25 protein-coding genes are annotated in these 25,895 nt (G+C 61.8%); 12 read left to right on the top strand and 13 right to left on the bottom strand.

The genetic code is table 11. The annotated features are described in order from the left end of the window. Positions 1-146: 146 nt before the first annotated feature. Genes adeC through NUH87_RS10860 form a run of 3 tightly spaced genes read right to left on the bottom strand, consistent with a single transcriptional unit; the run spans position 147 to position 5,911 of the window. A complete protein-coding gene (adeC, locus tag NUH87_RS10870) occupies positions 147-1,598 on the bottom strand; it encodes an AdeC/AdeK/OprM family multidrug efflux complex outer membrane factor (RefSeq protein ID WP_338525947.1) in 1,452 nt (483 codons plus the stop codon). Next, a complete protein-coding gene (locus NUH87_RS10865) occupies positions 1,595-4,747 on the bottom strand; it encodes an efflux RND transporter permease subunit (protein WP_338525946.1) in 3,153 nt (1,050 codons plus the stop codon). The genes adeC and NUH87_RS10865 overlap by 4 nt, the downstream gene beginning before the upstream one ends. A gap of 3 nt (positions 4,748-4,750) precedes the next feature. Continuing rightward, positions 4,751-5,911, bottom strand: a complete 1,161-nt coding sequence (locus NUH87_RS10860; protein WP_338525945.1) for an efflux RND transporter periplasmic adaptor subunit — start codon at positions 5,909-5,911, stop codon at positions 4,751-4,753. A 254-nt stretch (positions 5,912-6,165) separates the two neighbouring features. Here NUH87_RS10860 and NUH87_RS10855 point away from each other — a divergent pair, with 254 nt between their 5' ends. Together NUH87_RS10855 and NUH87_RS10850 are read left to right on the top strand one after the other, a co-directional pair. Further along, entirely contained in the window at positions 6,166-6,798 is a 633-nt protein-coding gene (locus NUH87_RS10855; RefSeq protein ID WP_338525944.1) for a TetR family transcriptional regulator, read from the top strand. A gap of 159 nt (positions 6,799-6,957) precedes the next feature. Further along, on the top strand, positions 6,958-7,842 hold the full coding sequence (locus NUH87_RS10850; protein WP_338525943.1) for a DMT family transporter: 885 nt from the start codon (positions 6,958-6,960) through the stop codon (positions 7,840-7,842). A gap of 14 nt (positions 7,843-7,856) precedes the next feature. On the opposite strand, the gene NUH87_RS10845 is transcribed toward NUH87_RS10850, so the two are convergent. The 4 genes from NUH87_RS10845 to NUH87_RS10830 form a co-directional block, all read right to left on the bottom strand. Continuing rightward, positions 7,857-8,375 carry a hypothetical protein gene (locus NUH87_RS10845; protein WP_338525942.1) on the bottom strand — a complete coding sequence of 173 codons (519 nt, stop codon included), beginning with the start codon at positions 8,373-8,375 and terminating at the stop codon, positions 7,857-7,859. Between the two features lie 265 nt (positions 8,376-8,640). Continuing rightward, a complete protein-coding gene (locus NUH87_RS10840) occupies positions 8,641-9,690 on the bottom strand; it encodes an alkene reductase (protein ID WP_040064921.1) in 1,050 nt (349 codons plus the stop codon). 51 nt (positions 9,691-9,741) lie between these two features. After that, the gene (locus NUH87_RS10835) at positions 9,742-10,908 is read right to left on the bottom strand and encodes an MFS transporter (protein WP_338525941.1); all 1,167 of its coding nucleotides are present in this window, start codon (positions 10,906-10,908) and stop codon (positions 9,742-9,744) included. Positions 10,909-10,922: 14 nt separating this feature from the next. Next, on the bottom strand, positions 10,923-11,225 hold the full coding sequence (locus NUH87_RS10830; RefSeq protein WP_040064923.1) for an ArsR/SmtB family transcription factor: 303 nt from the start codon (positions 11,223-11,225) through the stop codon (positions 10,923-10,925). Positions 11,226-11,381: 156 nt separating this feature from the next. On the opposite strand from NUH87_RS10830, the gene NUH87_RS10825 reads away from it, so the two are divergent. Beyond that, positions 11,382-11,975 (top strand): ACP phosphodiesterase, encoded by a 594-nt coding sequence (locus tag NUH87_RS10825; protein WP_040064924.1) that lies wholly within the window; start codon positions 11,382-11,384, stop codon positions 11,973-11,975. Between the two features lie 117 nt (positions 11,976-12,092). Here the strand turns inward: NUH87_RS10825 and NUH87_RS10820 are convergent, their stop codons facing one another. Then, entirely contained in the window at positions 12,093-12,890 is a 798-nt protein-coding gene (locus NUH87_RS10820; protein ID WP_338525940.1) for a lysophospholipid acyltransferase family protein, read from the bottom strand. Beyond that, a complete protein-coding gene (gene olsB, locus NUH87_RS10815; protein ID WP_338525939.1) occupies positions 12,890-13,645 on the bottom strand; it encodes an L-ornithine N(alpha)-acyltransferase in 756 nt (251 codons plus the stop codon). The genes NUH87_RS10820 and olsB overlap by 1 nt, the downstream gene beginning before the upstream one ends. A gap of 213 nt (positions 13,646-13,858) precedes the next feature. Between olsB and NUH87_RS10810 the strand changes: the two genes are divergently transcribed. The 6 genes from NUH87_RS10810 (at position 13,859) to NUH87_RS10785 (ending at position 19,094) form a co-directional block, all read left to right on the top strand. Continuing rightward, the gene (locus tag NUH87_RS10810) at positions 13,859-14,959 is read left to right on the top strand and encodes a serine hydrolase (protein ID WP_338525938.1); all 1,101 of its coding nucleotides are present in this window, start codon (positions 13,859-13,861) and stop codon (positions 14,957-14,959) included. Next, positions 14,956-15,285, top strand: a complete 330-nt coding sequence (locus NUH87_RS10805; RefSeq protein ID WP_338525937.1) for an amidase — start codon at positions 14,956-14,958, stop codon at positions 15,283-15,285. Before NUH87_RS10810 ends, NUH87_RS10805 begins: the two co-directional genes overlap by 4 nt. 64 nt (positions 15,286-15,349) lie before the next feature. Further along, the gene (locus NUH87_RS10800) at positions 15,350-15,928 is read left to right on the top strand and encodes a YceI family protein (RefSeq protein WP_338525936.1); all 579 of its coding nucleotides are present in this window, start codon (positions 15,350-15,352) and stop codon (positions 15,926-15,928) included. A gap of 1 nt (position 15,929) precedes the next feature. Next, positions 15,930-17,087, top strand: a complete 1,158-nt coding sequence (locus NUH87_RS10795; protein WP_338525935.1) for a phosphatidylserine/phosphatidylglycerophosphate/cardiolipin synthase family protein — start codon at positions 15,930-15,932, stop codon at positions 17,085-17,087. Positions 17,088-17,286: 199 nt separating this feature from the next. Then, entirely contained in the window at positions 17,287-18,564 is a 1,278-nt protein-coding gene (locus NUH87_RS10790; protein WP_338525934.1) for a diguanylate cyclase domain-containing protein, read from the top strand. 104 nt (positions 18,565-18,668) lie between these two features. Continuing rightward, complete coding sequence (locus NUH87_RS10785) at positions 18,669-19,094, top strand: hypothetical protein (protein ID WP_338525933.1); 426 nt, start codon at positions 18,669-18,671, stop codon at positions 19,092-19,094. A gap of 40 nt (positions 19,095-19,134) precedes the next feature. On the opposite strand, the gene NUH87_RS10780 is transcribed toward NUH87_RS10785, so the two are convergent. Next, a complete protein-coding gene (locus NUH87_RS10780) occupies positions 19,135-19,353 on the bottom strand; it encodes a hypothetical protein (protein WP_338525932.1) in 219 nt (72 codons plus the stop codon). 97 nt (positions 19,354-19,450) lie between these two features. Between NUH87_RS10780 and NUH87_RS10775 the strand changes: the two genes are divergently transcribed. After that, complete coding sequence (locus NUH87_RS10775) at positions 19,451-20,575, top strand: HPP family protein (RefSeq protein WP_338525931.1); 1,125 nt, start codon at positions 19,451-19,453, stop codon at positions 20,573-20,575. Here NUH87_RS10775 and NUH87_RS10770 read toward each other — a convergent pair whose 3' ends face one another. Further along, entirely contained in the window at positions 20,576-21,439 is an 864-nt protein-coding gene (locus tag NUH87_RS10770) for a LysR family transcriptional regulator (RefSeq protein ID WP_338525930.1), read from the bottom strand. Positions 21,440-21,566: 127 nt separating this feature from the next. Next, entirely contained in the window at positions 21,567-22,490 is a 924-nt protein-coding gene (locus NUH87_RS10765; protein WP_338525929.1) for a LysR substrate-binding domain-containing protein, read from the bottom strand. Positions 22,491-22,625: 135 nt separating this feature from the next. Here NUH87_RS10765 and NUH87_RS10760 point away from each other — a divergent pair, with 135 nt between their 5' ends. Continuing rightward, positions 22,626-23,927, top strand: a complete 1,302-nt coding sequence (locus NUH87_RS10760; protein ID WP_338525928.1) for an FAD-binding oxidoreductase — start codon at positions 22,626-22,628, stop codon at positions 23,925-23,927. 49 nt (positions 23,928-23,976) lie between these two features. Continuing rightward, entirely contained in the window at positions 23,977-25,065 is a 1,089-nt protein-coding gene (locus NUH87_RS10755; protein WP_338525927.1) for a polyamine ABC transporter substrate-binding protein, read from the top strand. Positions 25,066-25,180: 115 nt separating this feature from the next. Here NUH87_RS10755 and NUH87_RS10750 read toward each other — a convergent pair whose 3' ends face one another. Beyond that, entirely contained in the window at positions 25,181-25,504 is a 324-nt protein-coding gene (locus tag NUH87_RS10750; RefSeq protein ID WP_338525926.1) for a DUF6124 family protein, read from the bottom strand. Positions 25,505-25,895 lie beyond the last annotated feature (391 nt).

Genomic DNA, 25,895 nt, shown 5'->3' with positions numbered 1-25,895 from the left:
TGGCTATGGGTCAGTGCAGGGAATGGTGCGGCGAATTAACTGGTTAGTTCAATTGAGATCAGGCGATTTTGGGCGATTATCGAACGGAACAGTTCAGGCATGAAAAAACCCGCCGGAGGCGGGTTTTTCGTGTGGCATGAAAGGCTTCAGCCCTTCGGTGGCGTCTCGTCGATCGGTTGGGCCTGGCCGGCCTGCTCGTACCAGCCACCGCCGAGGGCCTTGTACAGGTTGACCTCGCTGGTGAGCTGCGACAGGCGATCGCTGATCAGCGATTGCTGGGCGCTGAACAACGAGCGCTGGGCATCGAGGAAGGTCAGGTTGCTGTCGACACCAATGCGGTAGCGACGCTCGGCCAGGCGGTAGTAATCCTGGTTGGCGGCGACCAGGTCACGCTGGGCCTGCAACTGCTGGTTGAAGGTCTGGCGCGCGGCCAGGCCGTCGGAGACTTCCTGGAAGCCGGTCTGAATGGCTTTCTCGTAGTTGGCGACGCTGATCTCCTTCTGGATTTTCGAGTAATCCAGGCTGGCTTTCAGGCTACCGGCGTTGAAGATCGGAATGTTGATGCTCGGCGCGAACGACCAGGTCCCCGAACCGCCCTTGAACAGGCCACCCATGTCCGGGCTCAAGGTCCCGGCATTGGCGGTCAGGCTGATGCTCGGGAAGAACGCCGCGCGTGCGGCACCGATATTGGCATTGGCCGCCAGCAACTGGTGCTCGGCGCCGAGAATATCCGGACGCCGCTGCAGCAGGTCGGACGGCAGGCCGGCCGGCATATCGCTGAGCAGCTTGGCCGACAACGGTTGGGCCTCCGGCAGGTTGGCCGGCAAACCGCTACCGAGCAGCAACGTCAGGCTGTTCTGGTCTTCGGCGACCTGGCGGGTGAATTGCGCCAGCTTGACCCGGGCACCTTCCACCGAGGTCCGCGCCTGGCTCAGGTCCAGGGCGGAGGCCACGCCGACTTCGTTGCTGCGTGCCGTCAGCTTGTAGCTTTCCTCGTAGGCGGCCAGGGTTTCCTGGGTCAGCTTGAGCAGTTCCTTGTCGGCCTGCCAGGTCAGGTAGGCGTTGGCCACACTGGCCACCAGGCTGATCTGCGTGCTGCGGCGGGCTTCTTCGCTGGCGAAGTAGGTCTGCAGCGCCTTCTCGCTCAGGCTACGGACACGACCGAACAGGTCCAGCTCATAGGAGCTGACCCCAAGGGTCGCCGAGTACTGGCTGTTGATCCTTTCCGTGCCGGTACTCGAGACGTTGGCCGGTACGCGTTGGCGACTGCCGTTGCCATTGGCCGTGACCGCCGGGAACAGGTCGGCGCGCTGGATCTGGTACTGGGCACGGTAGGCGTCGATGTTCAGCGCCGCGACCCGCAGGTCGCGGTTGTTTTCCAGGGCGACCTGGATCAGCTGCCGCAGTGCCGGGTCGTTGAAGAACTGCCGCCAGCCCTGTTCGGCTGCCGCGACGTCTGCCGCCTGGGCCGGCGAGTAGGCCGGCCCTTGCGGGTACTGCGCCGCCACCGGCGCTGCGGGGCGCTGGTAGTCGGGGATCAACGAGCAACCGCTGAGCACGAAGGCCGCGACCGCTACACTGAGGAGGGACTTGCTCATTGGGCAGCCTCATTGCTTAGAGTTTCAGTCGTGTCCGACTGCTTGTGCTTTTTCTCGCCGCCGATGGACGACACCGATACGAAGAACAGCGGAACCCAGAAAATCGCCAGGATCGTCGCGGTGATCATACCGCCGATCACCCCGGTACCGATGGCGTGCTGGCTGCCAGAGCCGGCACCGGTGGAGATCGCCAGCGGCACCACGCCGAGGATGAAGGCCAGGGAGGTCATGATGATCGGACGCAAACGCATGCGGCAAGCCTCGATCGCCGCGTCGACCAGGCTGCGTCCCTGTTCATGCAGCTCCTTGGCGAACTCCACGATCAGGATGGCGTTTTTCGCCGCCAGGCCGATGGTCGTCAACAGGCCCACCTGGAAGTACACGTCGTTGGACAACCCGCGGAAGGTCGTTGCCAACAGCGCACCGATGATCCCCAGCGGTACAACCAGCACCACGGCGATTGGAATCGACCAGCTCTCGTACAGTGCGGCCAGGCACAGGAACACCATCAGCAGCGACAGGGCGAACAGCGCCGGCGCCTGGGAGCCGGACAGCTTCTCCTCGTACGACAGGCCCGTCCAGGAGATTCCGACGCCGGCCGGCAGTTTCGCGGCAATGGCTTCGACTTCCGCCAGGGCCTGGCCGGTACTGTAGCCGGGGGCCGGGGCACCAAGAATCTCCATGGCGGCGACGCCGTTGAAACGCGACAGTTTCGGCGAACCGTAGACCCACTCGCCCTTGGCGAACGCGGAGAACGGCACCATGACCCCGGTGTTGTTGCGTACGTACCACTTCTGCAGGTCTTCAGGGCTCATCCGTGAACTGGGTATGCCTTGCACGAACACCTTCTTCACCCGACCACGGTCGATGAAGTCGTTGACATAATTGGCACCCAGCGCAATCGACAAGCTGTTGTTGATGTCCGCGAGGGACAGGCCCAGGGCACTGGCGCGCTCGTCGTCGATGCTCAGTTGGTACTGCGGCTCGTCGTTCAGGCCGTTCGGACGAACCTGGGCGAGCACCTTGCTCTGCGCCGCCATGCCGAGGAACTGGTTACGCGCGGCCATCAACTTGTCGTGGCCGATACCGGCCTGGTCTTGCAGATAGACGTCGAAACCGATGGCGTTACCCAGCTCCAGTACCGCCGGAGGGGCGAAGGCAAACACCATCGCGTCGCGGAACGAGAAGAAGTGCTGCTGCGCACGGGCGGCGAGGCTGAACACGGTGTTCTGGCTGGAGCGCTCATGCCAGGGCTTGAGCATGATGAAGCCCAGGCCCGAGCTCTGGCCGTTACCGGCGAAGTTGAAGCCGCGTACGGTAAACACCGAGGCCACGGTGTCGGTCTCCTGGGTCAGCAGGTACTCGCGCATTTCGTCGAGTACCGCCTGGGTCCGCTCGGCGCTGGAGCCGGCCGGCGTCTGTACCTGGGCGAACAATACGCCCTGGTCTTCTTCCGGCAGGAACGAGGTCGGAATCCGCGTGAACAACCAGATCATGCCGGCAAAGATGATCACGTAGACCAGCAGGTACGGCGCCTTGTGGCGCAGGATGCTGCCCACTGTGCGTTCGTAGCCGCGGACACTGCGGTCGAAGTTGCGGTTGAACCAGCCGAAGAAGCCGCGCTTGGCGGTGCCGTGGTCGCCCTTGGCAATCGGCTTGAGCATGGTGGCGCACAGGGCCGGGGTGAAGATCAGGGCGACCATCACCGACAGGGCCATGGCCGAGACGATGGTGATCGAGAACTGCCTGTAGATCACCCCGGTGGAACCGGCGAAGAACGCCATGGGCAGCAATACCGCCGAGAGCACGAGGGCGATACCCACCAGGGCGCCCTGGATCTGCCCCATGGATCGCTTCGTGGCTTCCTTGGGCGACAGGCCTTCCTCGCTCATCACCCGTTCGACGTTTTCCACCACGACGATGGCATCGTCCACCAGCAAGCCGATGGCCAGTACCATGCCGAACATGGTCAGGGTGTTGATGCTGAAGCCGGCCGCCGCGAGGATCCCGAAAGTCCCCAGCAACACCACCGGAACGGTCATGGTGGTGATGATGGTGGCGCGGAAGTTCTGCAGGAACAGGAACATCACCAGGAACACCAGCACGATCGCCTCGACCAGGGTTTCAACCACGCCCTTGATCGACTCGGTCACCACCGGGGTGGTGTCGTATGGGTAAACCACTTGCATGCCCGGCGGAAAGAACGGCTCCAGCGTGGAGATGGTCTTGCGCAGGGCCTTGGCGGTGTCCAGGGCGTTGGCGCCGGCAGCGAGTTTCACCGCCAGGCCGGACGCCGGCTTGCCGTTGAACTGGGCGTTGACGCTGTAGTTTTCGCCACCGAGGGCGACATCGGCGACATCCCCCAGACGTACCTGCGAGCCGTCCTTGTTGACCTTGAGCAGGATCGCCTTGAACTGTTCGGCGGTCTGCAGACGGGTCTTGCCGATGATGGTTGCGTTCAACTGCTGGCCGGGCATGGCCGGCAGCCCACCCAGTTGCCCGGAAGCCACCTGGACGTTCTGCGCGGCGATGGCGGTTTTCACGTCCACCGGGGTCAGCTTGAAGTTGTTCAGCTTGGCCGGGTCGAGCCAGATGCGCATCGCATACTGGGCGCCGAACACCTGGAAGTCACCGACACCGGCGGTCCGCGAGATCGGGTCCTGCATGTTGGACACGATGTAGTTCGCCAGGTCGTCCCGGTTCATGCTGCCGTCCGTGGAGACGACGCCGATCACCATCAGGTAGTTCTTCACCGACTTGGTCACGCGAATACCCTGTTGCTGCACTTCTTGCGGCAGCAGCGGGGTGGCCAGGTTCAGCTTGTTCTGCACCTGGACCTGCGCGGTATCGGGGCTGGTGCCCTGGTTGAAGGTCGCGGTAATGGTCATGCTGCCGTCGGAGTTGCTCGACGACTCGATATAACGCAGGTTGTCGATACCGTTGAGCTGCTGCTCGATCACCTGGACCACGGTGTCCTGCACGGTCTGCGCCGAAGCGCCCGGGTAGGTCACGGCAATCGCGATGGCCGGCGGGGCAATGGCCGGGTACTGGTTGATCGGCAACTTGAGGATCGATAGAGCCCCGACCAACATGATCACCAGGGCGATTACCCAGGCGAAGATTGGCCGGTCGATAAAGAATCTTGACATGGTTTACTCCCCTTTACTGCCTGCGGCTTTAGCGGTTGCCGGGGCAGGGGCCGGGTCGGCTGCCTTCACGTTGGTGGCTTCGCTGGCCCTGACTTCAACACCAGGACGCACGAACTGGAGACCTTCGGTGATCACCCGATCGCCGGCTTTCAGGCCGTCTTCGATCAGCCATTGGCTGCCGACGGTACGGCTGGCCTTGAGCTGACGCATCTCGACCTTGTTGTCCGGGCCGACGACCATCGCGATCGGGGTGCCTTTCAGGTCGCGGGTCACGCCTTGTTGCGGGGCGAGAATCGCGGCGCTGTTCACCCCGGCCTGCAACTGGGCATGCACGAACATGCCGGGCAGCAGGGTGTGGTCGGGGTTCGGGAACACCGCGCGCAGGGTCACGGATCCGGTGGTTTCATCCACGGTGACTTCCGAGAACTCCAGCTTGCCGTCCAGCTTGTACTGGCTGCCGTCTTCCAGGGTCAGCTTGACCGACGCCGCATTGTCGCCGGCTTTCTGCAGGCGGCCGCTTTCCAGCTCGCGACGCAGTTCCAGCAGATTGGCAGTGGACTGCGTCACGTCGACGTAGATCGGGTCGAGTTGCGAGATCGTCGCCATGGCATCGGTCTGGCCGCTGCTGACCAGCGCGCCTTCGGTCACCGAAGAGCGACCGATACGCCCGGACAACGGTGCGTAGACCTTGGTGTAGCGCACGTTGATCTGGGCGCTTTGCAGGGCGGCTTCCGATTGCAGGCGGTTGGCGACGGCGGTGTCGTATTCCTGGCGGCTGACGGCCTGTTCGCTCACCAGTTGCTTGTAGCGATCGGAAATCGACTTGGTCGATTGCAGGTTCGCTTCGGCGCTTTTCAGGGTCGCTTCATAAACCGATGGATCGATCTGATACAGCTGCTGGCCGGCTTTGACATCGCCGCCTTCCTTGAACAGACGCTTGAGAATGATGCCATTGACCTGCGGGCGGACTTCCGCGATGCGGTACGCCGTGGTTCGACCGGGCAGGTCGGAGGTCAGGGTGAAGGCCTGGGTTTGCAGGGTAACGACGCCGACCTGAGGCGGAGGAGGCGCTGGTGGAGCAGCCTTGTCCTCTTTACATCCGCTGAGCAGCGATGCCAGGGCGACGGCGGTGACCAGAGCGGTAACAGCTGGCTTGAGTTGCATGAAGATCCTCGGGTCAGGCGCGCACGATGCGCACAAGAAAAGTGGAAGGGTACTAAAGGTGATCCGGCTGGATAAATAGGTTGCTAATGAATATACTTACATTCATGGTTGTTTGTAAATACTTGCGCTTTGCGCAGAAATCGTTACAAAGCACGTAATTCAGCCCGGGAAAAGGCACGACAAGCGCCTCCCGTCATTAAGCTCTGATTAAGCCCGGCGTTCGTTCGAGGCCCCCTGATTGAGGTTTTACTGCCATGGCCCGTCGCACCAAAGAGGAAGCTCAGGAGACCCGGAGACAGATACTGGAAGCTGCCGAAAAAGCCTTCTATGAGCGCGGTGTGGCGCGCACGACCCTGGGCGATATCGCGACCCTGGCGGGAGTGACCCGCGGTGCCATCTATTGGCATTTCAGCAACAAGGCCGAGTTGGTGCAGGCGATGCTCGACAGCCTCCACGAACCGCTCGATGAGTTGGCTCGGGCGAGCGAGAGCGAGGACGAACTCGACCCGCTGGGCTGCATGCGCACGTTGCTGATTCATGTGTTTCGTCAGGTCGCGCTGGACCCACAGACTCGGCGCATCAACGAGATTCTGTTTCATAAGTGCGAGTTCACCGATGAAATGTGTGACCTGCGACGTCAGCGCCAGGCCGCCAGTGTGGACTGCAATGTGAAGATCGGCTTGACCCTGCGCAACGCCGTTGCCCGTGGGCAATTGCCGGGAGATCTCGACCCTGCCCGCGCCGCCATCGCCATACACGCTTATATCCATGGGATCATTGCTCAATGGCTGCTGGTCTCCGACAGCTTTGAACTGCAGACGGAAGCGGAACGTCTGGTCGACACCGGGCTGGACATGCTGCGCTTGAGCCCTGGCCTGCGCAATTAAGTCAAAATGCGCAATTGATTCTAGTTGTTTCAACGCCGGACGCGAGTAGAGTTGACGCGCCGTATCGGTGGACAGCAGCGGACCATTATCTACCCGACCGCTCTATCTTGGTAGTTAGTAAGCTACGTATTTTGTAGCGAATGTGTTGCGAGTCTGTGAATGAGTGTGCCTGATCTGTTGCACAAGGGGGCCGAGCAGCCGCTCAAGGGCATTGCCCTGATCGGTCTGGCGGTGCTGGTATTCGCCAGTCATGATGCCTTGTCCAAGTACCTCTCCGGGTTCTATCCCATCGTCATGGTGGTCTGGGCCCGCTACGTGGTGCACACCTTGCTGATGCTGGTGATCTTCGTACCGCGCAGCGGTTTCTCCGCCGTGGTGCGGACCCGGCGGCCAGGCCTGCAGTTGTTGCGGGCGTTGTGCCTGATCGGTACCAGTCTGTTTTTCACCACGGGGCTGCGTTACATCCCCTTGGCCGAGGCCACGTCGGTCAACTTTCTTGCGCCCTTGCTGGTGACCGCCTTGTCCGTGCCGCTGCTGGGTGAGCGGGTCAGTCGGGGTCAGTGGGCGGCGGTGATCACCGGTTTTGTCGGCGTGCTGATCGTGGTGCGCCCCGGCGGTGCCCTGTTCACCCCGGCGATTGCCCTGCCACTGTGTTCGGCCCTGTGCTTTGGCTTCTATCAGTTGCTGACACGGATGCTCAGTGACATCGACAGCCCGACCACCAGCAACTTTCTCACGGGGATTTTCAACAGCCTGATCATGACGGCCTTGCTGCCGTTTTTCTGGAGTACCCCCACCTGGGGGCATGGGTTGTTCATGCTCGGCCTGGGCACCTGCGGCATGCTCGGGCACCTGTTCCTGACCCAGGCGTTCCGGCACGCGGCGCCGGCAATGCTGGCGCCGTTCAGTTACGGGCAGATTCTCTTTGCGGGGATGTATGGCTACCTGGTCTTCGATCACACGCCGGATGCATTCGGCGTGGCGGGCATCGCGGTGATCTGCCTCAGTGGGCTGGCGGTGGCTTGGGGCCAGCGCAAGCGCTGAGCCCCTGTTCCAACTCAACTCATGCTGAACTTGACGTTGTAGCTGTACGGCGGCGCCTTCAGGGTTTTGCTCAGGCGGGCCTTGCAGGAGGCCTGGCGTTCACCGATGGACTCGGCTTTCCTGATCCAGATGGGCAGGTAGTTGGGGCGTTGCGTGTGGGCAAAGCGTTCCAGCAGCGTATGTTGGGCGACGAATCGACACTTGCGCGGCCCGGCGCCATAGATGAACCAGGCCCTGGGGCCGTCCAGGATGAGTTCACGACGCTCGCCGCTGGCGATATTGAAACTCGACGGCGATGCGCCGCCCAGGTCGAGGCCGGTACCCAGGAGTTCGAGGGGGTCGGGGGAGTCGTTGCTGATCTCGATGGACGTTACGATTTTGGACGCCCCGGGTGTTGAAGGGCCGGGTGTTGCCGCATCGGCTTCGACCGTGTCGACGGCAGGAGTGCTGGAGGCGAAGGCAGCCAGCGAAATCAGGGCGGAGATCACCGCGCAGAACAGGGCGAGGCTGACGGACTGCAAGAGGGGAGTCATCTTAATTCCTTTTAATGAGGTCTTTGAGGCAGCGTCATCCCATGACGCTGCGCGCTGGGCCGATTCAGGCCGGGCGCTGGGTAAGTATGGGGTTTGCTACCGAAAATACCCGGGGTAAAGGTCAGCTCAGCGTGTAGGTTTCCTCTGATATGGAGGTGGGCCGATGCAACGGGGGGTTGAGGGCGATGGCTTTTACCGTGCCCATGAAAAAGCCCCGGTGCTTGCGGACCAGGGCTTTCTTGTTCCTGCCTTTACAGGCCGGAGCTTACAGCGTCGGGTAGTCGATGTAGCCGACCGGACCTTTGCCGTAGAAGGTTTCCGGGTGTGCCTGGTTCAACGGCGCATCGGCCTGCAGGCGGGCCGGCAGGTCCGGGTTGGCGATGAACGGCACGCCGAAGGCCACCGCGTCGGCCTTGCCGCTGGACAGCCAGGCATTGGCGCTGTCCTTGGTGAAGCGTTCGTTGGCGATGTAGGGGCCGCCGAACGCCGCTTTCAGTTGTGGGCCGAGGCTGTCATCGGCTTCTTTCTCGCGCGAGCAGATAAACGCGATACCGCGCTTGCCCAGTTCGCGGGCGACGTAGGTGAAGGTTTCCGAGAGGTTGGCATCGCCCATGTCGTGGGAGTCGGCGCGTGGCGCCAGGTGCATACCGACCCGGCCGGCGCCCCAGACTTCGATCACCGCGTCTGTCACTTCGAGCAGCAGGCGCGCGCGGTTTTCCAGGGAGCCACCGTAGTTGTCGGTGCGCTGGTTGGTGCTGCTTTGCAGGAACTGATCAAGCAGGTAGCCATTGGCACCGTGGATTTCCACGCCGTCGAAACCGGCGGCCTTGGCATTTTCCGCACCGACGCGGTAGGCGTCGACGACATCGGCGATTTCAGCGATTTCCAGGGCCCGCGGGGTCGGATAGTCCGACAGTGGGCGCACCAGGCTGACATGCCCCTTGGGCTGGATGGCACTCGGTGCGACCGGCAGTTCGCCGTCCAGGTACGAAGGGTGGGACACACGGCCCACGTGCCACAGTTGCAGGAAGATCCGCCCGCCGGCAGCGTGCACGGCCTTGGTCACGTTGGCCCAGCCGCGCACCTGGTCGTTGGACCAGATACCTGGGGTGTCCGGGTAGCCCACGCCCATCGGCGTCACGGAGGTGGCTTCGCTGAGGATCAGGCCGGCGGAAGCGCGTTGTACGTAGTACTCGGCCATCAGCGCGTTGGGTACGCGGCCTTCATCGGCGCGGCAGCGGGTCAGCGGGGCCATGATGATACGGTTGGGCAGTTCCAGGTCGCCCAGTTTGATCGAGTCGAAAATAGTTGCCATGTGTACAACCCTCATTAGCAGTTAGTAGCAGGAGCCAGTTAATAGCAGGAGTCAGTGGGTAGCCGGAGCCAGTTCGTCGTTGTCGTTCTGGCGAAAGGTGATCAGGGTCGCCAGCAGGGCGAGAACCGCCAGTGCTGCGGCGGCCAGCGGCACGCTGGTGAGGCCGAAGCCATGGGCGATGACGTTGCCGCCGATCCAGGCGCCGAGGGCGTTGCCGACGTTGAAGGCGCCGATGTTCAGGGTCGAGACCAGGTTGGGCGCGGCCTGGCCGTAGGTCACCACGTTGATCTGCAGGGCTGGTACGGCGGCGAAGCAGGCCGTGGCCCAGAGGAACAAGGTGATTTCGGCGGGGACCAGCAGCACGCTGCTCCAGGTCAGCACGGTGGCCAGCACGGCCATGGCGATGAACACGCCGATCAGCGTCGCGGCCAGGTTCCTGTCCGCCAGCTTGCCACCGATGATGTTGCCGACGGTCAGGCCCAGGCCCATCAGCACCAGGGTCCAGGTCACGCCCCGTGGCGAGACACCGGTCACTTCGCCCAGCAACGGCGCGATGTAGGTGAACAGGGCGAACACGGCGGCGGCGAACAGCACGGTCATGCTCAGGGACAGCCAGAGCCCGGCGCCCTTGAGCCCGGCCAGTTCGGCGCGCATGTCGAGTTTTTCCTCATCGCGCCTGGCCGGCAGGAAGCGGATCAGGCCGATCAGCGCGATCACCCCGATCACGGTCACCGCCCAGAAGGTCGAGCGCCAGCCGGCCTGTTGGCCCAGCGCGGTGCCCAGGGGGACGCCGAGAACGTTCGCCAGGGTCAGGCCGGTGAACATCAGGGCCACGGCCGAGGCACACTTGTCCGGGGTTACCAGATTGGCCGCCACCACCGAACCGATACCGAAGAACGCGCCGTGGCACAGGGCGGTGACGATCCGGGCGAACATCAGCACGTTGTAGTCGCTGGCGATGGCGCACAGCAGGTTGCCGACGATAAAGATCCCCATCAGCGCGACCAGGGCGGCCTTGCGCGGCAGCCGTGCGGTGGCCATGGCCATGAACGGTGCGCCGATCGCCACGCCCAGGGCGTAGCCGGTCACCAGCCAGCCGGCACCGGGAATCGACACGCCGAGGTCCGCCGCCACATTGGGCAACAGGCCCATGATGACGAACTCGGTGGTGCCGATGGCGAATGCGCTCAGGGCCAGGATGAGTAACGGGAGGGGCATCTTGTACAGTCCTTTTAGAGCTCTTGGCTCATGATGCGGAGGAATTCCTGGATGGTTTCCTCGTTGCGTTTGAAGAAGTGCCATTGACCGGCCTTCTGGCTGGTGATCAACCCGGCACGCTGCAAGGTCGCCAGGTGCGCGGACACGGTGGACTGCGACAGGCCGCAGCGCTGGTCGATCTGTCCGGCGCAGATGCCGTACTCGTGGTTGTGGTGCTGATCGGGAAACTGGTTTTTCGGGTCTTTCAGCCAGTGGAGAATGTCTCGGCGTACTGGGTGTGCCAGCGCTTTTATTATTTCGTCGAGGTCAAGGGGCATGGTCGTTGCTCAGGGTAGGTAAAACGTTATATCGCGATGGGGCGAAATATATATCGCTATTTCGCGATACACCAATATGATTTTGATCTGATCCCGGCGTCGTTCGCTATATCGGGTTATAACGATATAGGCTGGCGGGGTGCTAAGCTGTCGCTCATGAATTATCTCGCACACCTGCATCTGGGCGGCCAGCGCCCGGAACAACTGCTCGGCAGCCTCTATGGCGATTTCGTCAAGGGCCGTCTGCAAGGGCAATTCACCCCGTCGATCGAAGCGGCGATCGAGCTGCATCGCCACATCGATGTGTTTACCGATCGGCACCCTGTGGTGGGGCAGGCGCTGTCGCGTTTTTCCCTGACGCGGCGGCGTTATGCCGGCATCGTCCTGGATGTGTTCTTCGATCACTGCCTGGCGCGGGATTGGGCGCTCTATGCCGAAGGCGAGCTGGACAGCTTTACCGCCCAGGTCTATCGCGTGCTGCGAAGCGAACGGAACCTGCCGGGGCGTCTGGCCGAGATCGCACCTTATATGGCGGCGGATGACTGGCTGGGTTCCTACCGGGATTTCGAGGTGCTGGGGCAGGTGTTGCGCGGTATTTCGCGGCGCTTGTCGCGGCCCGAAGAACTGGCCCATGCGATGCGCGAGCTGCAGCGGCTGTATGAGCCGTTGAGCGAGGACTTTCGGCTGTTCTATCCCGAGTTGCAGGCGTTTTCCCGCGCCCATTCCCTGAATGAACGCGATCCCCTGTAGGCGCCGGCTTGCTGGCGATGGTGATTTTTCAGGCGACTACGATGTCGACTATCAGGTAGCTATCGCCAGCGAGTCGGCTCCTACAGGTTGTGTGTAGTTTTCAGTATCCCAGGTTGATCAGGCCGCTTCTGCTTCGGCCTGGCGCGGTGCTGAACGCTTCGCTTCAATCACTTCACCGAACAGCGCCAACTGCACTGACTGCTGCGCCTGGAACGCCAGCGCCGCACGTTCCTGGCCGTTGCAGGCGATCGGTTCGAGTATCTGGATTTCCACATCGCCCTGGTCGTTGGAAAACAGACGCATCAGGTGCGACAGCAGATCGTCGTCGCCAATGAACGGGGCCAGCATATCGGGCTTGCCATCGCGCAGATAACGGATGGCCACCGGTTGCAACGCCACCTCGGCATCGATTGCCGCCGACAGCAGGCGACCGTGGAAGGTGCGCAGCGAACGGCCATCGGTGGTGGTGCCTTCCGGAAACATCAGCAGCGGATGTTGCTGTTCCAGGTGACGGGTCATCTGCTTGCGGATCAACTGGCTGTCACCCGAGCCACGACGGATGAACAGGCTGCCGGCTTTCGCTGCCAGCCAGCCGGCCACCGGCCAGGTACGTACTTCGGCCTTGGACAGGAATGACAGCGGGGTCAAGCCGCCCAGCAGGGCGATATCGGTCCAGGACACATGGTTGCTGACCCACAGCATCGGCTGCCTGGGCAGCTCGCCGCGTACGGTTACGCGAAACGGCAGGGCGTTGGTCAGGCGCGCCATGAAAAAGCGCGACCAGCGTTGCCGCCGAACCATGGAGTTGGCGATCCCCAGGCGTTCGAAAACCCCGAACACGCTGGCCATGCTCAGGCCGAGCGCCACCACCAGCAGTACCCGTGCGATCCGGGCGTATACCCGCAGGCGGCTCATCAGACCGCCGCCTTGAAGTGCCGCGCATAGCGTGGGCACAACTCGTCGCGCTTGAGCAGGATAAAGACGTCGGCCACCTGGAAGTCTTCATCCCAGCACGGCTCGCCGCAGATCTTCGCGCCCAGGCGCATGTAGGCCTTGAGCAGAGGGGGCATTTCGGCGATGACGTTGCCGGGAATATCCAGTGACGGCAGCGGTTTTTTCGGCTCGGCGCGCAGGTGCTCGGTGCACAGGTAGCGTTCGCGCAGGCGCTGCATGATCGCCTGGGCCTGGATCCCACCGTCCTGCATCGAGATGCTGGCACAGCCCATCAGGTAGCTGTAGCCGCCTTCGTTGAGGACTTCGGCCAGTTCGCCCCAGAGTACGGCAATGGTGCCGCCGTTGCGGTAGGCCGGATCGACGCAGGTACGGCCGATTTCCAGGATCGGCCCTTGCAGATGGCCTAGGCCGTGCAGGCTGAATTCTTCTTCGCTGTAGTAGCGGCCCAGGGTGCCCGCGGCCTTGTGGTCGAGCAGGCGGGTGGTGGCCACCAGGCGACCGGTGTTCAGGTCACGTACGCCGATGTGGGCGCAATGTACATCATAGTCATCCATGTCCAGGCCCAGTTCAGCGCCCTTGAGCTTGGCATTGAATTCGCCGCTGAAGACGTTGAAGCGCAAGGCCTGGGCTTCTTGCAAGGCCGCGGCGCCCAGCAGGCGTTCGGCTTGCAGGCGGCGTTCACTGCCGGTGTCGCTGATGCGGGCGATCTGGGTCATTACGAGTCTCCGGTTGCCGGCCAGGGGTGCGGCCAGTCGACTTTGTTGTGCAAAGTCAGGCTATTTAGCCCCGGTGTCATCGCCATGAAGCTTTGGTGATGCTTGTATGACAGCGTCCACTGTCCCTTTGAAATCACGCCGGGCGCCGGCTTGCTCAAGATTGTCATCAAGTGGGCTCAGACTGGCGCGAGGCTATTTTCGCGAGCTGGCTCCATGCCCAAGGGTTCGACCTTTTTCCCTGCCTTGTTGTTGGCGTTCACCTTCACCGCCCGTGCCGAGGTCTGGCCGGGGGAAGACTGGGCCCTGGAGCCGCAGGTGTCCGGACCTGCGGTGCAAGCCCTGGAGTCCTATGCGTTTCCCGCCCGCGACGACGACACGCGAAAGGGCATCCGCACCGATGCGTTGCTGGTGATCCGCCACGGTCGCATCGTCTACGAGCGCTACGCGGGCCCCACCACTGTCAGTACCCCGCACCTCACCTGGTCCGTCAGTAAAAGCGTGATGGCCACGGTGCTCGGCGTGGCCTATGGTCAAGGCCTGTTCCAGTTGCATGATTCGGCGGCGCGCTTCTACCGACCGTTGCGCGCCCATCCCCATGTCACCCTGGAACACCTGATGAACTGGTCCTCCGGCATCGACTGGCAAGAGGACTATGAATACGCGCCGCTGAAGTCGTCGGTGGTGGCGATGCTCTATACCCTGGGGAGCGCCGATATGGCCGGCTATACCGCCGCCCATGGCGAGTCCAGCCGGCCGGGACGGGTCTTCCGTTACTCCAGCGGCGACAGCAACGTACTGGCCGCTGCCTTGCGCAAAATTGTCGGTGCCAAGCGTTATCCGGACTATCCCTGGACGGCGCTGTTCAATCCGCTGGGTATTCGCAGCGCAGTCTGGGAGCGCGATGCCAGCGGCACGTTCGTCGCCTCGTCCTATGTCTATATGACGGCCCGGGACCTGGCGCGGATCGGCCTGCTGATGGAGCGGGAGGGGCGCTGGGGCGAGCGGCGCTTGCTGCCCAGGGCCTGGGTGAATTTCAACCTGCGTCCCTTCGCCGGCTACAAACCCGGACAGGATGAAGCGGTGGGCGGCGGCCAATGGTGGCTCAATCGTTCGATCAAGGGCGCCGCCAAGCCCTGGCCGGACGCCCCGCCGGACACTTTCGCCGCCCTCGGGCACTGGGGCCAGGTGTTGTATGTGATCCCCAGCGCGGGCCTGGTCATTGTGCGCTACGGCGATGATCGCGACGGCAGCTACCGGCACAACGAACTGCTCAAGCGGGCACTGGCGGCTTTCGCGCCGGGGGTGGCTCCATGAGTGCCCGGGGATTTATCCGTCGCCGCCCGCTGACCAGTCTGCTGCTGGGGCTGTTGCTCGCCCTGGGCGGCTGGGTCTGGCATGAGCGGCTGGCCTTGCAGGCCTTTCCAGGGATCATCAGCGCCTATACCGCCAAGGAATACTGTTCCTGCCGTTATGTGATGAACAACCCGGCGGACTATTGCCTGGGGTACGTCAAACAGGCGGTGCCGGTCAGTGCTTTCCACGATGATCCCCAGCAGCACCGGGTCACGGCCCAGGGGTTGGGACGCAGCAGCAGTGCCGTCTGGATCGGTCCGCGCGAGGGCTGCCGGCTGGAGCCCTGATCCGTGGTTTGCCACCTTTATCCCGGGCGGCTAAGGTGGTACCTACGTTCAATCAGGAGCTTGCATGCACCGGTCCCGCCTATTTCTGGCCCTGCTCGGGGTGCTCGCCCTGCCGGCCCAGGCCAACTGGTACCTGGACAACGAGTCCTCACGCCTGTCGTTCATCACCACCCACAACGCCGATATTTCCGAAGTCCATCGTTTCCTGACCCTGCACGGCAAGATCGACCGCCAGGGCGTGGCGACCCTGGAAGTGGAGCTGGAGTCGGTCAGCACCGGTATTCCCCGGCGTGACGAGCACTTGCGTCGCGACCTGTTCGAGATCAAGCGCTGGCCCGAGGCGCAGATCGTCGCGCAGATCAATGTGCAGCCCATCAACGACCTTGCCCCTGGCGCGCAACTGGAGTTGCGCCTGCCGCTGGTGGTGAAACTGCGCGGCAAGGAGCACAGCTACAACGCCGAACTGCTGGCGACCCGCCTGGATGACCGGCGGTTCCAGGTGGTGACCCTGGAGCCTCTGGTGGTGCATGCCGAGGACTTCGACCTGTCGCCGGGGCTGGCGGTATTGCGCAAGGCCGCCGGCCTGTCGGCCATCAGTTTGTCGGTACCGGTGGGCGCGGTGCTGATCTTCGCGGCGCGCTGACATGGCCGGCGCGATCTTCCCCTGGCGAGCCGACAACAGGTTCGAGCTGTTGATCGACGGCCCGAATTTTTTTCCGCGGATGCTGGAGGCGATTGCCCGGGCCGAGTGCCAGGTGGAACTGGAGCTTTACCTGGTGGAGGCCGGCGCCTGTGCCGACGCCATGGTCCGGGCGCTGGCCGAAGCGGCCGGGCGCGGTGTGCGGGTGCGCTGCCTGTTCGATGATTACGGCAGCCTCGCGTTTACCCTGAGCCTGCGTCGACGGTTGATCGAGGCCGGGGTCGAGTTGCGCTTCTACAATCGGCTGAGCTGGCGCCGTTGGGTGCGTAACTTCTACCGCGATCACCGCAAGCTCCTGTTGGTGGACCAGTCCCTGGCGGTGGTCGGCGGTACCGGCGTGACCGATGAGTTCTGGACCCCGGGCGAAGAGCGCTTCGAATGGCATGAAGTCATGGTGCGGTTTACCGGCCCGCTGGTGCTCGACTGGCAATTGCTGTTCGACCGCCAGTGGCTGGCCAACGAGCAGCGTGCCGCCTGGAAACCCCTGGCGCCCTTCGGTCTGCCACGCTTGCCGCGGGTTCCTCCGGCCGGACAGGGCCTGGGCCGGGTGGCCTATGCCGATGCCCGGCAGCACCGGGACATCCTGCGCTCCCTGGTGCGGGGGCTGAACAGCGGCAAGCAACGGATCTGGCTGGCGACGCCGTATTTCCTGCCAACCTGGAAAGTCCGCCGCTCCCTGCGCCGGGCCGCCAGCCGGGGCATCGATGTGCGGCTGCTGTTGACCGGACCGCGTACCGACCATCCGTCAGTGCGCTACGCCGGCCATCGTTACTACCCGCGCCTGCTCAGGGCCGGGGTGCGGATTTTCGAGTACCAGCCATGCTTCCTTCATCTGAAAATGGTACTGATCGATGACTGGGTCAGCATTGGTTCGTGCAATTTCGATCATTGGAACCTGCGTTTCAACCTGGAAGGCAATCTTGAAGCCCTTGATCCGCCGTTGACCCGGGCGGTGGAGGCCAGCTTCCTCAATGATTTCGCGCTCAGCGAGCCGGTCAGCCTGCAGGACTGGAAGGCCCGTCCGCTGTGGCAGCGGGTCAAGCAGCGGCTGTGGGGGTGGGTGGACCGGTTGGTCATCAATGTGCTGGATCGGCGGGGTTGATAGACCCTGTCTGCATGCCGAGCTGTTGCAGGGGGGATGTTGCCCCGGCTGATTTTTTTCGGTTTCCTTGGCGGGGTCGCTGCATACGCTATTCTCTTCGGTGCGAACAAGGCATGAATCTGCTGCAAGGGGAGGGCAGGAGGCCAGTATTTCCATGGATAGATGCTGACGCTTACTTTTTTGGGGCGATCTCTTTCTGATGGAGACCAAGACTGTCACACAGCTGGCCTGCTTCATCGACCTGTTGATGGACGCCGTGTGCGCGGTGGATATCGAAGGACGGTTCGTCTTTGTCAGCGCCGCCTGTGAGCGGATCTTCGGCTACACCCAGGCGGAACTGATCGGCATGCCGATGATCAACCTGGTGCTGCCGGCAGACCGCGAGCGCACGCTCAAGGCCGCGAGCGAAATCATGGGCGGCCAGCCCAAGCCCTATTTCGAAAACCGCTACGTGCGCAAGGACGGCCAGGTGGTGCACATCATGTGGTCGGCACGCTGGTCCGAGGTCGACCAGTTGCGCGTCGCCGTGGCCCGGGATATTACCGAGCGCAAACTGGCGGAGTCCCGGCAGGCGGCGCTCTACGCGATTTCCGAAGCCGCCCACGCCACCGCGGATCTGCTGGCGCTGTTCCAGCGGGTACACCGGATCGTCGGCGAATGGCTGCCGGCGGAGAACTTCTGCGTGGCGCTTTACGATGAGCAGCGCGACCAACTGAGTTTCCCCTATTACATCGACGACCGCCGCCAGCCGCACAGCGTCGATCGTAACTGCGCCGAAGTGGTGCGTAGCGGCCAGCCCTTGTTGTTGAATATCGACGGGGCACCTTCCAGCCTGGGGGTGCCGCTGAGTTCACAGAACGGCACCATTGGTGCGCTGCTGGTGAAAAGTAGCGGCGGCGAGCGCTACACCGAATACGATCGGGAGCTGCTGCAATTCGTGTCGGCCCAGGTGGCGGCCGCCATCGAGCGCAAGCAGTTGCAGGCGCGTCTGGAGTACATGGCGCGTTACGACCAACTGACCCGCCTGCCTAACCGTGGCTTCCTGCAGGAGCGTCTGAAGGACGCCTTGGCCCGGGCGCGGCGTGAGTGCGGGCACCTGGCATTGCTTTATGTCGATCTGGACAAATTCAAGCAGGTCAACGACAGCTTCGGGCATGCGGTAGGCGACCTGCTCCTGCAGGAAGTGGCTCGGCGCCTGCAACAATGTGTCCGGGAAACCGACACCGTGGCGCGGATCGGTGGCGACGAATTCGTCATCCTGCTGGAGCATTTGCAGCAGTCGGAGGACGCGAACCGGGTGGCCGACAAGATCCGCAGCCTGCTTGGCGAGCCCGTGCCATGGGAGGGGTGCGACCTGAGCATCGTGCCGAGCATCGGGATTGCGCTCTATCCGGAAAACGGCGAAGAAGCGCAGCAACTGTTCAAGCATGCAGATGAGGCGATGTACGGGGTCAAGCGGGGCATGGTGGTGAACTGAAGCGGGCGATTGTAGGACTTTGTATCGCCATTCATACAATATCGCTAAAGTTCGGTGGCCTCCGGTCGATGTCAAGGACATATAGACCTGAATGAGCTTCGATCATGGTTTCCATCAGCAACGTTTCCATCAATGCTTCCAGTGCCGCCCACGCGCCGGTCCCGCTTAATTCTGCGCCTTCGTCAACCGAGACCGGTAAAGATGGCAAGGCCGAGACTGGCCGCTCGACAGGGGTCAAGGTCAATCTGTCCAGCGCCGGAATCAACGCCTCCAAAGCCGAGCAGGCCCAGGCGGCCAGTTCGGAGCCGGACCACATCAAGCAACTTCGCAAGCAGATCGAACGCTTGCAGAAGCAGATCGCCGAGAAACAGGCCCAGTTGCAGGCGCTTCAGGCGAACAAGAACATGAGCCCGGAGCAGAAGGCGCAGCAGCTCAGCGCGTTGAACGGCGAGTTGTCGACCCTGACCGGGGCACTGGCCACTATGAATGGCGCGCTGATCTCGGCCTTGAAGAAACAGACTAAAGGCTGACCCTGGCGGTCGCTTGTGACCAGTGCTGATCCAGCGCTTTTCAGGTGGCCGTGATGGCGGCAAAGGTCAGGCACAGACATGCAAAAGGGGGAGCAATGCTCCCCTTTTGCATGTCTGTGCCTGTCAGTTTTTCACCGCTGGCGCTCATTGGGGGGGAAATCAAAGAAATCTCAGGAAGGTAGCAGGGGACTTTGATATCAAAAAAAATGAATTCAAGTAGCAATATTTTACGTTTGTCAGCGGGATTCAGTGCAGACAAAATGCCCGCCTGATTCCAAAGCCGTACCCTTTTTCGTGCCTCCCCCAGGTACACAGGCTCATTAATGTTAATGGGCCTTTTTTATTAAGCGTGAAAAATGATCAAGTCCATCTTGTCGAGTTTTTATCCTGCCCCCTTGAATACAAAGCCCAGAGAGTGGCTACGCGCGTCGGTGGGGGCGTGTGCGGGTGTGCTTGTTACGTCCCTGGTGTGCCAATACTTCTACGGGCTGGAGCTGACGCTTCATCTCATCGGGCCGGTAGGGGCATCGGCTGTTTTATTGTTCGCTGTTTCCACGGGCGCGCTGGCTCAGCCGTGGTCCATCGTCGGCAGTTATTTTGTCGCCACGCTGGCGGCACTGATTGCCGTGCATCTATTCGGTCATTCCTTTCCAAGTGCCAGTTTCGCGGCGGGGTTGGCCATTGCCGCGATGTGTGTGTTTCGCTGTCTGCACCCTCCCGGTGGGGCGGTAGCGCTTTGTGTTGTCTTGTCTCAAACCGATTTGGCGCCATTAGGCCTGCAGGTCTTTTGTCCCGTGATGCTGAATGCCGGGATCCTCTTGGGGTGTGCACTGGTTTTTAACAACTTGACTGGGGTGCGCTATCCCAAGGCTCATGTAAATCCCTCCGCGGAAATCAATCACACGAAAGACATTCCGCCTTTTGAAAGGATTGGTTTCAATAGCGATGACCTCGATGCGGCCCTGGCGGATGTTGGCGAATTTGTTGACGTCACCAGAGAGGATCTGGAGAGCATCATCCGCTCCACTGAAAAACACGCTTTAAGACGGAGTATGGGGGATATTCAAGCTTCCCATATCATGTCCAAGGATGTGCTGTCGGGGACGCCGCAAACCACCATCAAAGAGGCGGTGCGGACATTGATGCATCACCACATCAAGACCTTGCCGGTACTGAATGATGAAAAGCACATTGTCGGGATTGTCAGCCTTACGGACATTATCAAGCACCCGGTCGCCACTCGGAGCACGGGGTTGTCCGGCGTGTTCGGGTTCAAGAAAAAAACCTTGTTGAAAGACATCATGCATGCCCCCGTGACCTGTGTGGCGACGACGGCTCACATTGTCGAGCTGATACCGCTGTTGTCAAAGCAGGGTTTGCACTGTATTCCGGTGCTTCAGGATGACGTATTTGTGGGCGTGGTCACCCAGACAGACCTGATCGCGGCCTTGCATCGCGACTTGATCGTGCATTTGCATTAGTCAGATCAGCGGGTCCCAGCGTTGGGACCAATCGCTGTCCCGGGTGACAATATCTTTCAGCAGTTTTATTGCCAACTGCAGTTCGGCTGAGGATCGGCTGCGCGAATAGACCAGATAGGTTGGATAGCTGAATTCGGGGGCGGAGCTGACGAGCTCGAGAATGCCGCTTTCAATATAGGACTGCACGACACGGGTTCTGAAGTAGCCCGATCCGCCATTGTCGAGAATATATTGCAGCGCCACGGGGCCCAGGTTGAAGGACAGCGCCGCCTTTGCCTTTTCCGGCAAGGCCGCATCATGGGATTGCCGAAAGCCGACGCCCCAGTCGATGTAGACGTAAGGCTCGGGTTTGGCGATCAAACGGACCAGTATCAGTTTTTCTTCAAGGATCTGTTCGACTTGCAAGTCAGGCCAGTAGGCCGGTTGATAGACCAAGGCCGCATCCAGGAGGCCAAGCTCCAATTGCCTTAATAGCGTTGAGCCGTCTCTTATCTCGGTTTTGATGGCATGTGTGGGGACTGCTTTCTGGATTTCGCGAACCCAGTCCAGAATGAGTGGGTTGCACAGGCTGACCTCGCCGCCGATGTGCAATATTTTATGGAAACCTTCGGGCAGGGGTAAATCCCTGACGGCGGCTTCCCAGGTTTGCACCAGCTGGTTGGCATAAACAACGAAGGCTTCCCCGTCCGCTGTCAGTTTGGCGCCCGCTCGGTTGCGGACAAACAACTTGCTATTGAGGCTGCTTTCCAGCTTTTGCACACGGGCGGTGATAGCCGTTTGGGTGACGTGCAAGCGCTCTGCGGCGGCAATCAGGCTGCCACACCTGACGATTTCCAAGAAAGTTTTAGCCAGCTCAATATCCATGCTTATGCGCCAAAAAATACGTTATGGAGCCACGCAGGGTGGGTCTTGTAAAGGTGAGTCAGGGGGCGTTTTTTCAGATCCGCGGCGTGCTCCTGCCAGGGGATGATGCACTCCGGATAATGGGCGTTCACTTCGGGTAATCCCGTTGCTCTATCTGGCCTTCGAACCAGCTCAGCACCGCCTTGCAGGCCGGGTGCGCGGCGCGGTTGTCGCGTAGCTTGAGGGCGTAGGCGCCGCCGGTTTTCAGCGGTTGGCCAAAGGGCACGATCAGGCTGCCGCGATCGATGGCGTCCTGGGCCAGGATCAGGTCAGTCATGGCCACGCCCAACCCTCGGGCAGCGGCATCCAGCGCCAGGTCGTCGAGGTTGAACAGGATGTGCTTGTAAGTGTGCGCTGGCCGATCAGGCTGGGCCTGCAGCCAGGTGTTCCATTCCTGGCCATGGGGGGAACCGTGGATCAGCGCATGTCCGGCCAGTTCATCCAGTGATGCGGGAGGCGCCAGGTTGCCTTCCAGCCGGGGGGCGCACACTGGAATCAGGTATTCATCGAACAGCGGTGTCAGTGCCGGCTCATCCAGGCCCTTGGGCAAATACACCACGTAAGCATCGCAATCGCTACCCAGTTCCGCGTCCTCCAGGCCCATGGCTTCAAAGCCGACTGTTTCGATGGACAGGCTCAGCGTGGGGTTGGCGGCATAAAACGCGCTGAGCCGAGGCAGCAACCAACGCACCGCCAGGGACACAAAGATGCGGATGCGAAACGGTCGATCCAGCGGCGCCGGCGCGAGGCGCTCCTGCAGGGCGGCCAAGGACCTGAGCACTTCCACCGCAACATCCAGCACGTCCCGACCCTGTCGGGTGAGGGACACCCGACGACTGGTGCGCTCGAACAAGGGCACGGCGTAATGCTCTTCCAGCTGTTGAATCTGCCGGCTTACGGCGCTCTGGGTCAGGTGCAGGCGCGTCGCGGCGTCGGTGAAGCTGTTGGTCTCAGCCACATGAACCAGTGTCTGCAGGGCCTGCAAGGACGGAACCCGAAGTGGTTTATTCATGCGTTTACCGAATGGATGGATGAATTAATAACGTTCGTAACCTGGCGCAGATCTTCTTAGATTGTAGGCCTGTAGCGCGGCCAGGGTGATGACAGTGATGCCCTGGGCGCATGGATTGTGAAGGAGTGGCAGGCATTGAACAATGTATGTGGCTGGATCGCCCTGGCGGGTGAGTCGCCCCAGCGGCCGAAGCTGACAGGCGCGCAGAAAACCGATTGGCTGATTATCGGCGGCGGCATTATCGGTCTCTCGGCCGCCCACAGCCTGGCGCAGATGTTTCCCCAGCAGCGCATCGTGTTGCTCGATCGCCAGCGTGTGGCCCAGGGTGCTTCGGCGCGTAATTCGGGGTTTGTCGTCAGCCATGAGTTGCCGGCGTTCGACGAACTGATCGGCCAGCCCGGCCATGCTGCCTATCAGCTCGCTTCGCGGATTGGCGTCGTCGCCGGTAAAGAGGTGCGCCAGCGGATTGCCGAACTCGACATCGAGTGCGAACTCAGCAACGCCGGTTACCATTTTTCCGTCCACCAGCCACAACACCTGGAACACAGCGAGCAGCGTGTCGCGACTCTCAACGCTGTTGGTGCCAACGCTTCGTACCTGGAGGGCGCTGTCCTGCAGCGGCGCCTGGGCAGCAGCTTCTACCAGCGGGCGATCCACTGCGGCGGCGGTAACGGCTTGTTGCAGCCGGCCAAGTACGTCAAAGGTCTGTTGGACCGGCTGCCGGCCCAGGTCGAGGTTTACGAGAACAGCAACGTCGACGACCTGCAACCTATCGCCGGCAAGGGCTGGCGGGCGCGGACCGCCGAAGGTGAGATCGAGGCCGCGCAAGTGCTGGTCTGTGTCGGGGCGTTCCTGCCCCGGGTCGGCCTGCATCGCAGCCGCACCTTCGCCTTGGAACTGAGCGCCAGCATCACTCGGCCCCTGACCGGTGAGCATTGGCAACAGCTCTTGGACGAGCAGGGTTGGGGCGTGCTCTCGACCTTGCCGGGTGGAGCCACCGTTCGCCTGCTACCGGGCCGCCGCCTGTTGATTCGCAACACCGTCGAATATCGTCAGCGCGACCTGGATGGGGCCGACCTGGCAGCGCGTCAGCGGCAGCACCTGCTGGGTTTGCAGAAGCGCTTTCCCGGCATCAGCGCGGTGGATATGCAGCACACCTGGACCGGGCACCTCAGCGCCACCCGTTCCGGCGAGCCGTATTTCAGCCGCATCGCCGAGCGACTGCACGGGGTGGCCGGCTGCAATGGCTCCGGGGTCGCGCGCGGCACACTGTGGGGGCGGCTGTTGGCGGAAATGGCTGCTGGCGGCGATTCCCCGGTGTTGCGCGATGTCCTGGCCCAGGCCCGGCCCGGCTACCTGCCGCCGCGGCCGCTGTTCGATATCGGTGCGGCAGTGCGCATGGGCTGGGAAGTCCGGCGCGCCCGACACGAGCGTTAACCGTCGCGGCGAGGTTCGCTGCAATAATAAAACAAGAGAGGGCGGCACCATGATCAAACGCGCAACCACGGCATTGTTAACCCTGGCATTGTCGGCGGGGGCGGTGCAGGCGGCAGAGTCCGTCAGCATCGCCAACTGGAGTGGCTACATCGCTCCCGACACCCTGACCAACTTCACGCATCAGACCGGGATCCAGACCACCTACGATGTCATCGACAGCAACGAAACCACCGAAGCCAAGCTGATGACCGGTGGCAGCGGCTATGACCTGGTCAGCCCGTCCAACCACTTTCTGCCTCGGCTGATCCATGCCGAAGCGATCCAGCCGTTGGACCGGAGCAAACTGCCGAACTGGAAAAACCTCGATCCCAAGCTGATGAAGATCCTGGAGGCCAGCGACCCGGGCAATCGCTACGCGATTCCCTACATGTGGGTCACGACGGGCATCGGCTATAACGTCGACAAGATCAAGGCGATCTTCGGCAACACTGACGTTACTCAGTCCTGGCAGATGCTGTTCAAGCCGGAGAACATCGAGAAGCTCAAGCAGTGCGGTGTGGCCTTTCTCGATAACCCGACACAAATGGTGCCGATCACGCTCAACGCCCTGGGGCTCGATCCACACAGCGAGCAGCCGGCGGACCTGAAGCGCGCCGAGGCGGCGTTGCTGGCGATTCGTCCGTCGATCCTGTATTTCCATCAATCCAAATACGTCAGCGACCTGGCCAACGGCAATATCTGCGTGGCCATCGGCTTCAGCGGCGATGTGCTGCAGGCCATGGCCACGGCGAAGCAGGCCAACAGCGGGGTGAACCTCGGCTACAGCATTCCCAAGGAAGGTTCCACCGTAGCCGTGGACATGGTGGTGATTCCCAAGGGCGCGCCGCACCTGGATAACGCCTACACCTACATGAACTACCTGCTGGACCCGCAGGTGATCGCCAACATCAGCAACGCCGTGCAGTACCCCAATGGCAACGCCGCGTCGCTGCCGTACATCGAACCGCAACTGCGCAACAACCCGGCGGCGTACCCGGCGCCCGCGGTGCTCGATACCTTGTTCACCATCAAGACCATGTCGCCCGCCGGGATGCGCCTGAGCACCCGTCTGTGGACGCGGGTCACCAGCGGGACATGATCCGGCCCTTTTGATCACTCTCCTGTTGTTTTGAATATTCTTTTCTGTGGTTTCACAGATCAATTCAGGTCAGTAAAGGGGAGCAGTGCTCCCCTTTACTGCGTACCTGTTCCCGTCAGCTTGTCACGGTTGGCGGTTCTTCTTCCAACACCGAGTCCACCTGCCGTTGAGCCAGCTCGATCAGATGCACCACGCCCATCGCCACCTTGCGATGGGGGCCGGTGAGATTGTCGGCGTTTTCGTAGGTGGTGGCGGCAGCGGAGTCCAGGATCGAGCTGGCGTTGATCAGGGCTTCTTCGCGGCGTTGAGGTGCGGATGGGTGTTCGTGCTTCGTGGTGATGCCAGGGTGCAGGTAGTGGGATAAAGCGCGATCGGCGGCTTTTGGGTCGATGGTTTCGACCTTGGGTGAACGCGGTGGGTTGGGTGTGACTTTGTACATGGCGAATCTCCAATCTCACGGATGGAGCCGTCACCAGTATCGCTACCAAACGATTGAGGGTGGCGGCTGTACACAGGTTGGTAGACCGGAAGATTGGAGAAACCGGCGCGCCCGAAGGCGCCCTGCGCACAGCCACCATAAAATGCAGGCAATAAAAAACGCCTGATTCCAAGGGGGCGCTGTGCGCCAATCTATACCGGGCTACCAAACCCGATCACTGATGTGCAGTGACGGACTGAAGACTAGCCACCGATATTGGCAGGCGCAAGCGGGCTGGATTTTCTAGGAAATTTCAGTCGAGGGAAAGAGAGTTGTCCTGCGGGCTCGGCAAAATCATTCGCCTCTTGCCATTACTCGCAGTAGAAGTGCGGCTAGCACCTCTACTGTTCAA

Origin of the sequence: Pseudomonas batumici (genome assembly GCF_036585405.1) — a bacterium.
In the GTDB taxonomy this organism is placed as follows: Bacteria; Pseudomonadota; Gammaproteobacteria; order Pseudomonadales; family Pseudomonadaceae; genus Aquipseudomonas; species Aquipseudomonas batumici.
The sequence above is the reverse complement of the archived record's forward strand: the minus strand, read 5'-3'. Positions and strand labels throughout refer to the sequence as shown.

Excerpts from the sequence above, each read along its gene's own strand:
- NUH87_RS10860 (WP_338525945.1), bottom strand. The coding sequence starts at position 5,911 with ATGCAACTCAAGCCAGCTGTTACCGCTCTGGTCACCGCCGTCGCCCTG.
- NUH87_RS10850 (WP_338525943.1), top strand. The coding sequence starts at position 6,958 with ATGAGTGTGCCTGATCTGTTGCACAAGGGGGCCGAGCAGCCGCTCAAG.
- adeC (WP_338525947.1), bottom strand. The coding sequence starts at position 1,598 with ATGAGCAAGTCCCTCCTCAGTGTAGCGGTCGCGGCCTTCGTGCTCAGC.
- NUH87_RS10750 (WP_338525926.1), bottom strand. The coding sequence starts at position 25,504 with ATGTACAAAGTCACACCCAACCCACCGCGTTCACCCAAGGTCGAAACC.
- olsB (WP_338525939.1), bottom strand. The coding sequence starts at position 13,645 with ATGACCCAGATCGCCCGCATCAGCGACACCGGCAGTGAACGCCGCCTG.
- NUH87_RS10795 (WP_338525935.1), top strand. The coding sequence starts at position 15,930 with ATGGCCGGCGCGATCTTCCCCTGGCGAGCCGACAACAGGTTCGAGCTG.
- NUH87_RS10800 (WP_338525936.1), top strand. The coding sequence starts at position 15,350 with ATGCACCGGTCCCGCCTATTTCTGGCCCTGCTCGGGGTGCTCGCCCTG.
- NUH87_RS10790 (WP_338525934.1), top strand. The coding sequence starts at position 17,287 with ATGGAGACCAAGACTGTCACACAGCTGGCCTGCTTCATCGACCTGTTG.
- NUH87_RS10845 (WP_338525942.1), bottom strand. The coding sequence starts at position 8,375 with ATGACTCCCCTCTTGCAGTCCGTCAGCCTCGCCCTGTTCTGCGCGGTG.
- NUH87_RS10810 (WP_338525938.1), top strand. The coding sequence starts at position 13,859 with ATGCCCAAGGGTTCGACCTTTTTCCCTGCCTTGTTGTTGGCGTTCACC.
- NUH87_RS10770 (WP_338525930.1), bottom strand. The coding sequence starts at position 21,439 with ATGGATATTGAGCTGGCTAAAACTTTCTTGGAAATCGTCAGGTGTGGC.
- NUH87_RS10820 (WP_338525940.1), bottom strand. The coding sequence starts at position 12,890 with ATGAGCCGCCTGCGGGTATACGCCCGGATCGCACGGGTACTGCTGGTG.
- NUH87_RS10755 (WP_338525927.1), top strand. The coding sequence starts at position 23,977 with ATGATCAAACGCGCAACCACGGCATTGTTAACCCTGGCATTGTCGGCG.
- NUH87_RS10855 (WP_338525944.1), top strand. The coding sequence starts at position 6,166 with ATGGCCCGTCGCACCAAAGAGGAAGCTCAGGAGACCCGGAGACAGATA.
- NUH87_RS10775 (WP_338525931.1), top strand. The coding sequence starts at position 19,451 with ATGATCAAGTCCATCTTGTCGAGTTTTTATCCTGCCCCCTTGAATACA.
- NUH87_RS10805 (WP_338525937.1), top strand. The coding sequence starts at position 14,956 with ATGAGTGCCCGGGGATTTATCCGTCGCCGCCCGCTGACCAGTCTGCTG.
- NUH87_RS10865 (WP_338525946.1), bottom strand. The coding sequence starts at position 4,747 with ATGTCAAGATTCTTTATCGACCGGCCAATCTTCGCCTGGGTAATCGCC.
- NUH87_RS10765 (WP_338525929.1), bottom strand. The coding sequence starts at position 22,490 with ATGAATAAACCACTTCGGGTTCCGTCCTTGCAGGCCCTGCAGACACTG.
- NUH87_RS10835 (WP_338525941.1), bottom strand. The coding sequence starts at position 10,908 with ATGCCCCTCCCGTTACTCATCCTGGCCCTGAGCGCATTCGCCATCGGC.
- NUH87_RS10785 (WP_338525933.1), top strand. The coding sequence starts at position 18,669 with ATGGTTTCCATCAGCAACGTTTCCATCAATGCTTCCAGTGCCGCCCAC.
- NUH87_RS10825 (WP_040064924.1), top strand. The coding sequence starts at position 11,382 with ATGAATTATCTCGCACACCTGCATCTGGGCGGCCAGCGCCCGGAACAA.
- NUH87_RS10840 (WP_040064921.1), bottom strand. The coding sequence starts at position 9,690 with ATGGCAACTATTTTCGACTCGATCAAACTGGGCGACCTGGAACTGCCC.
- NUH87_RS10830 (WP_040064923.1), bottom strand. The coding sequence starts at position 11,225 with ATGCCCCTTGACCTCGACGAAATAATAAAAGCGCTGGCACACCCAGTA.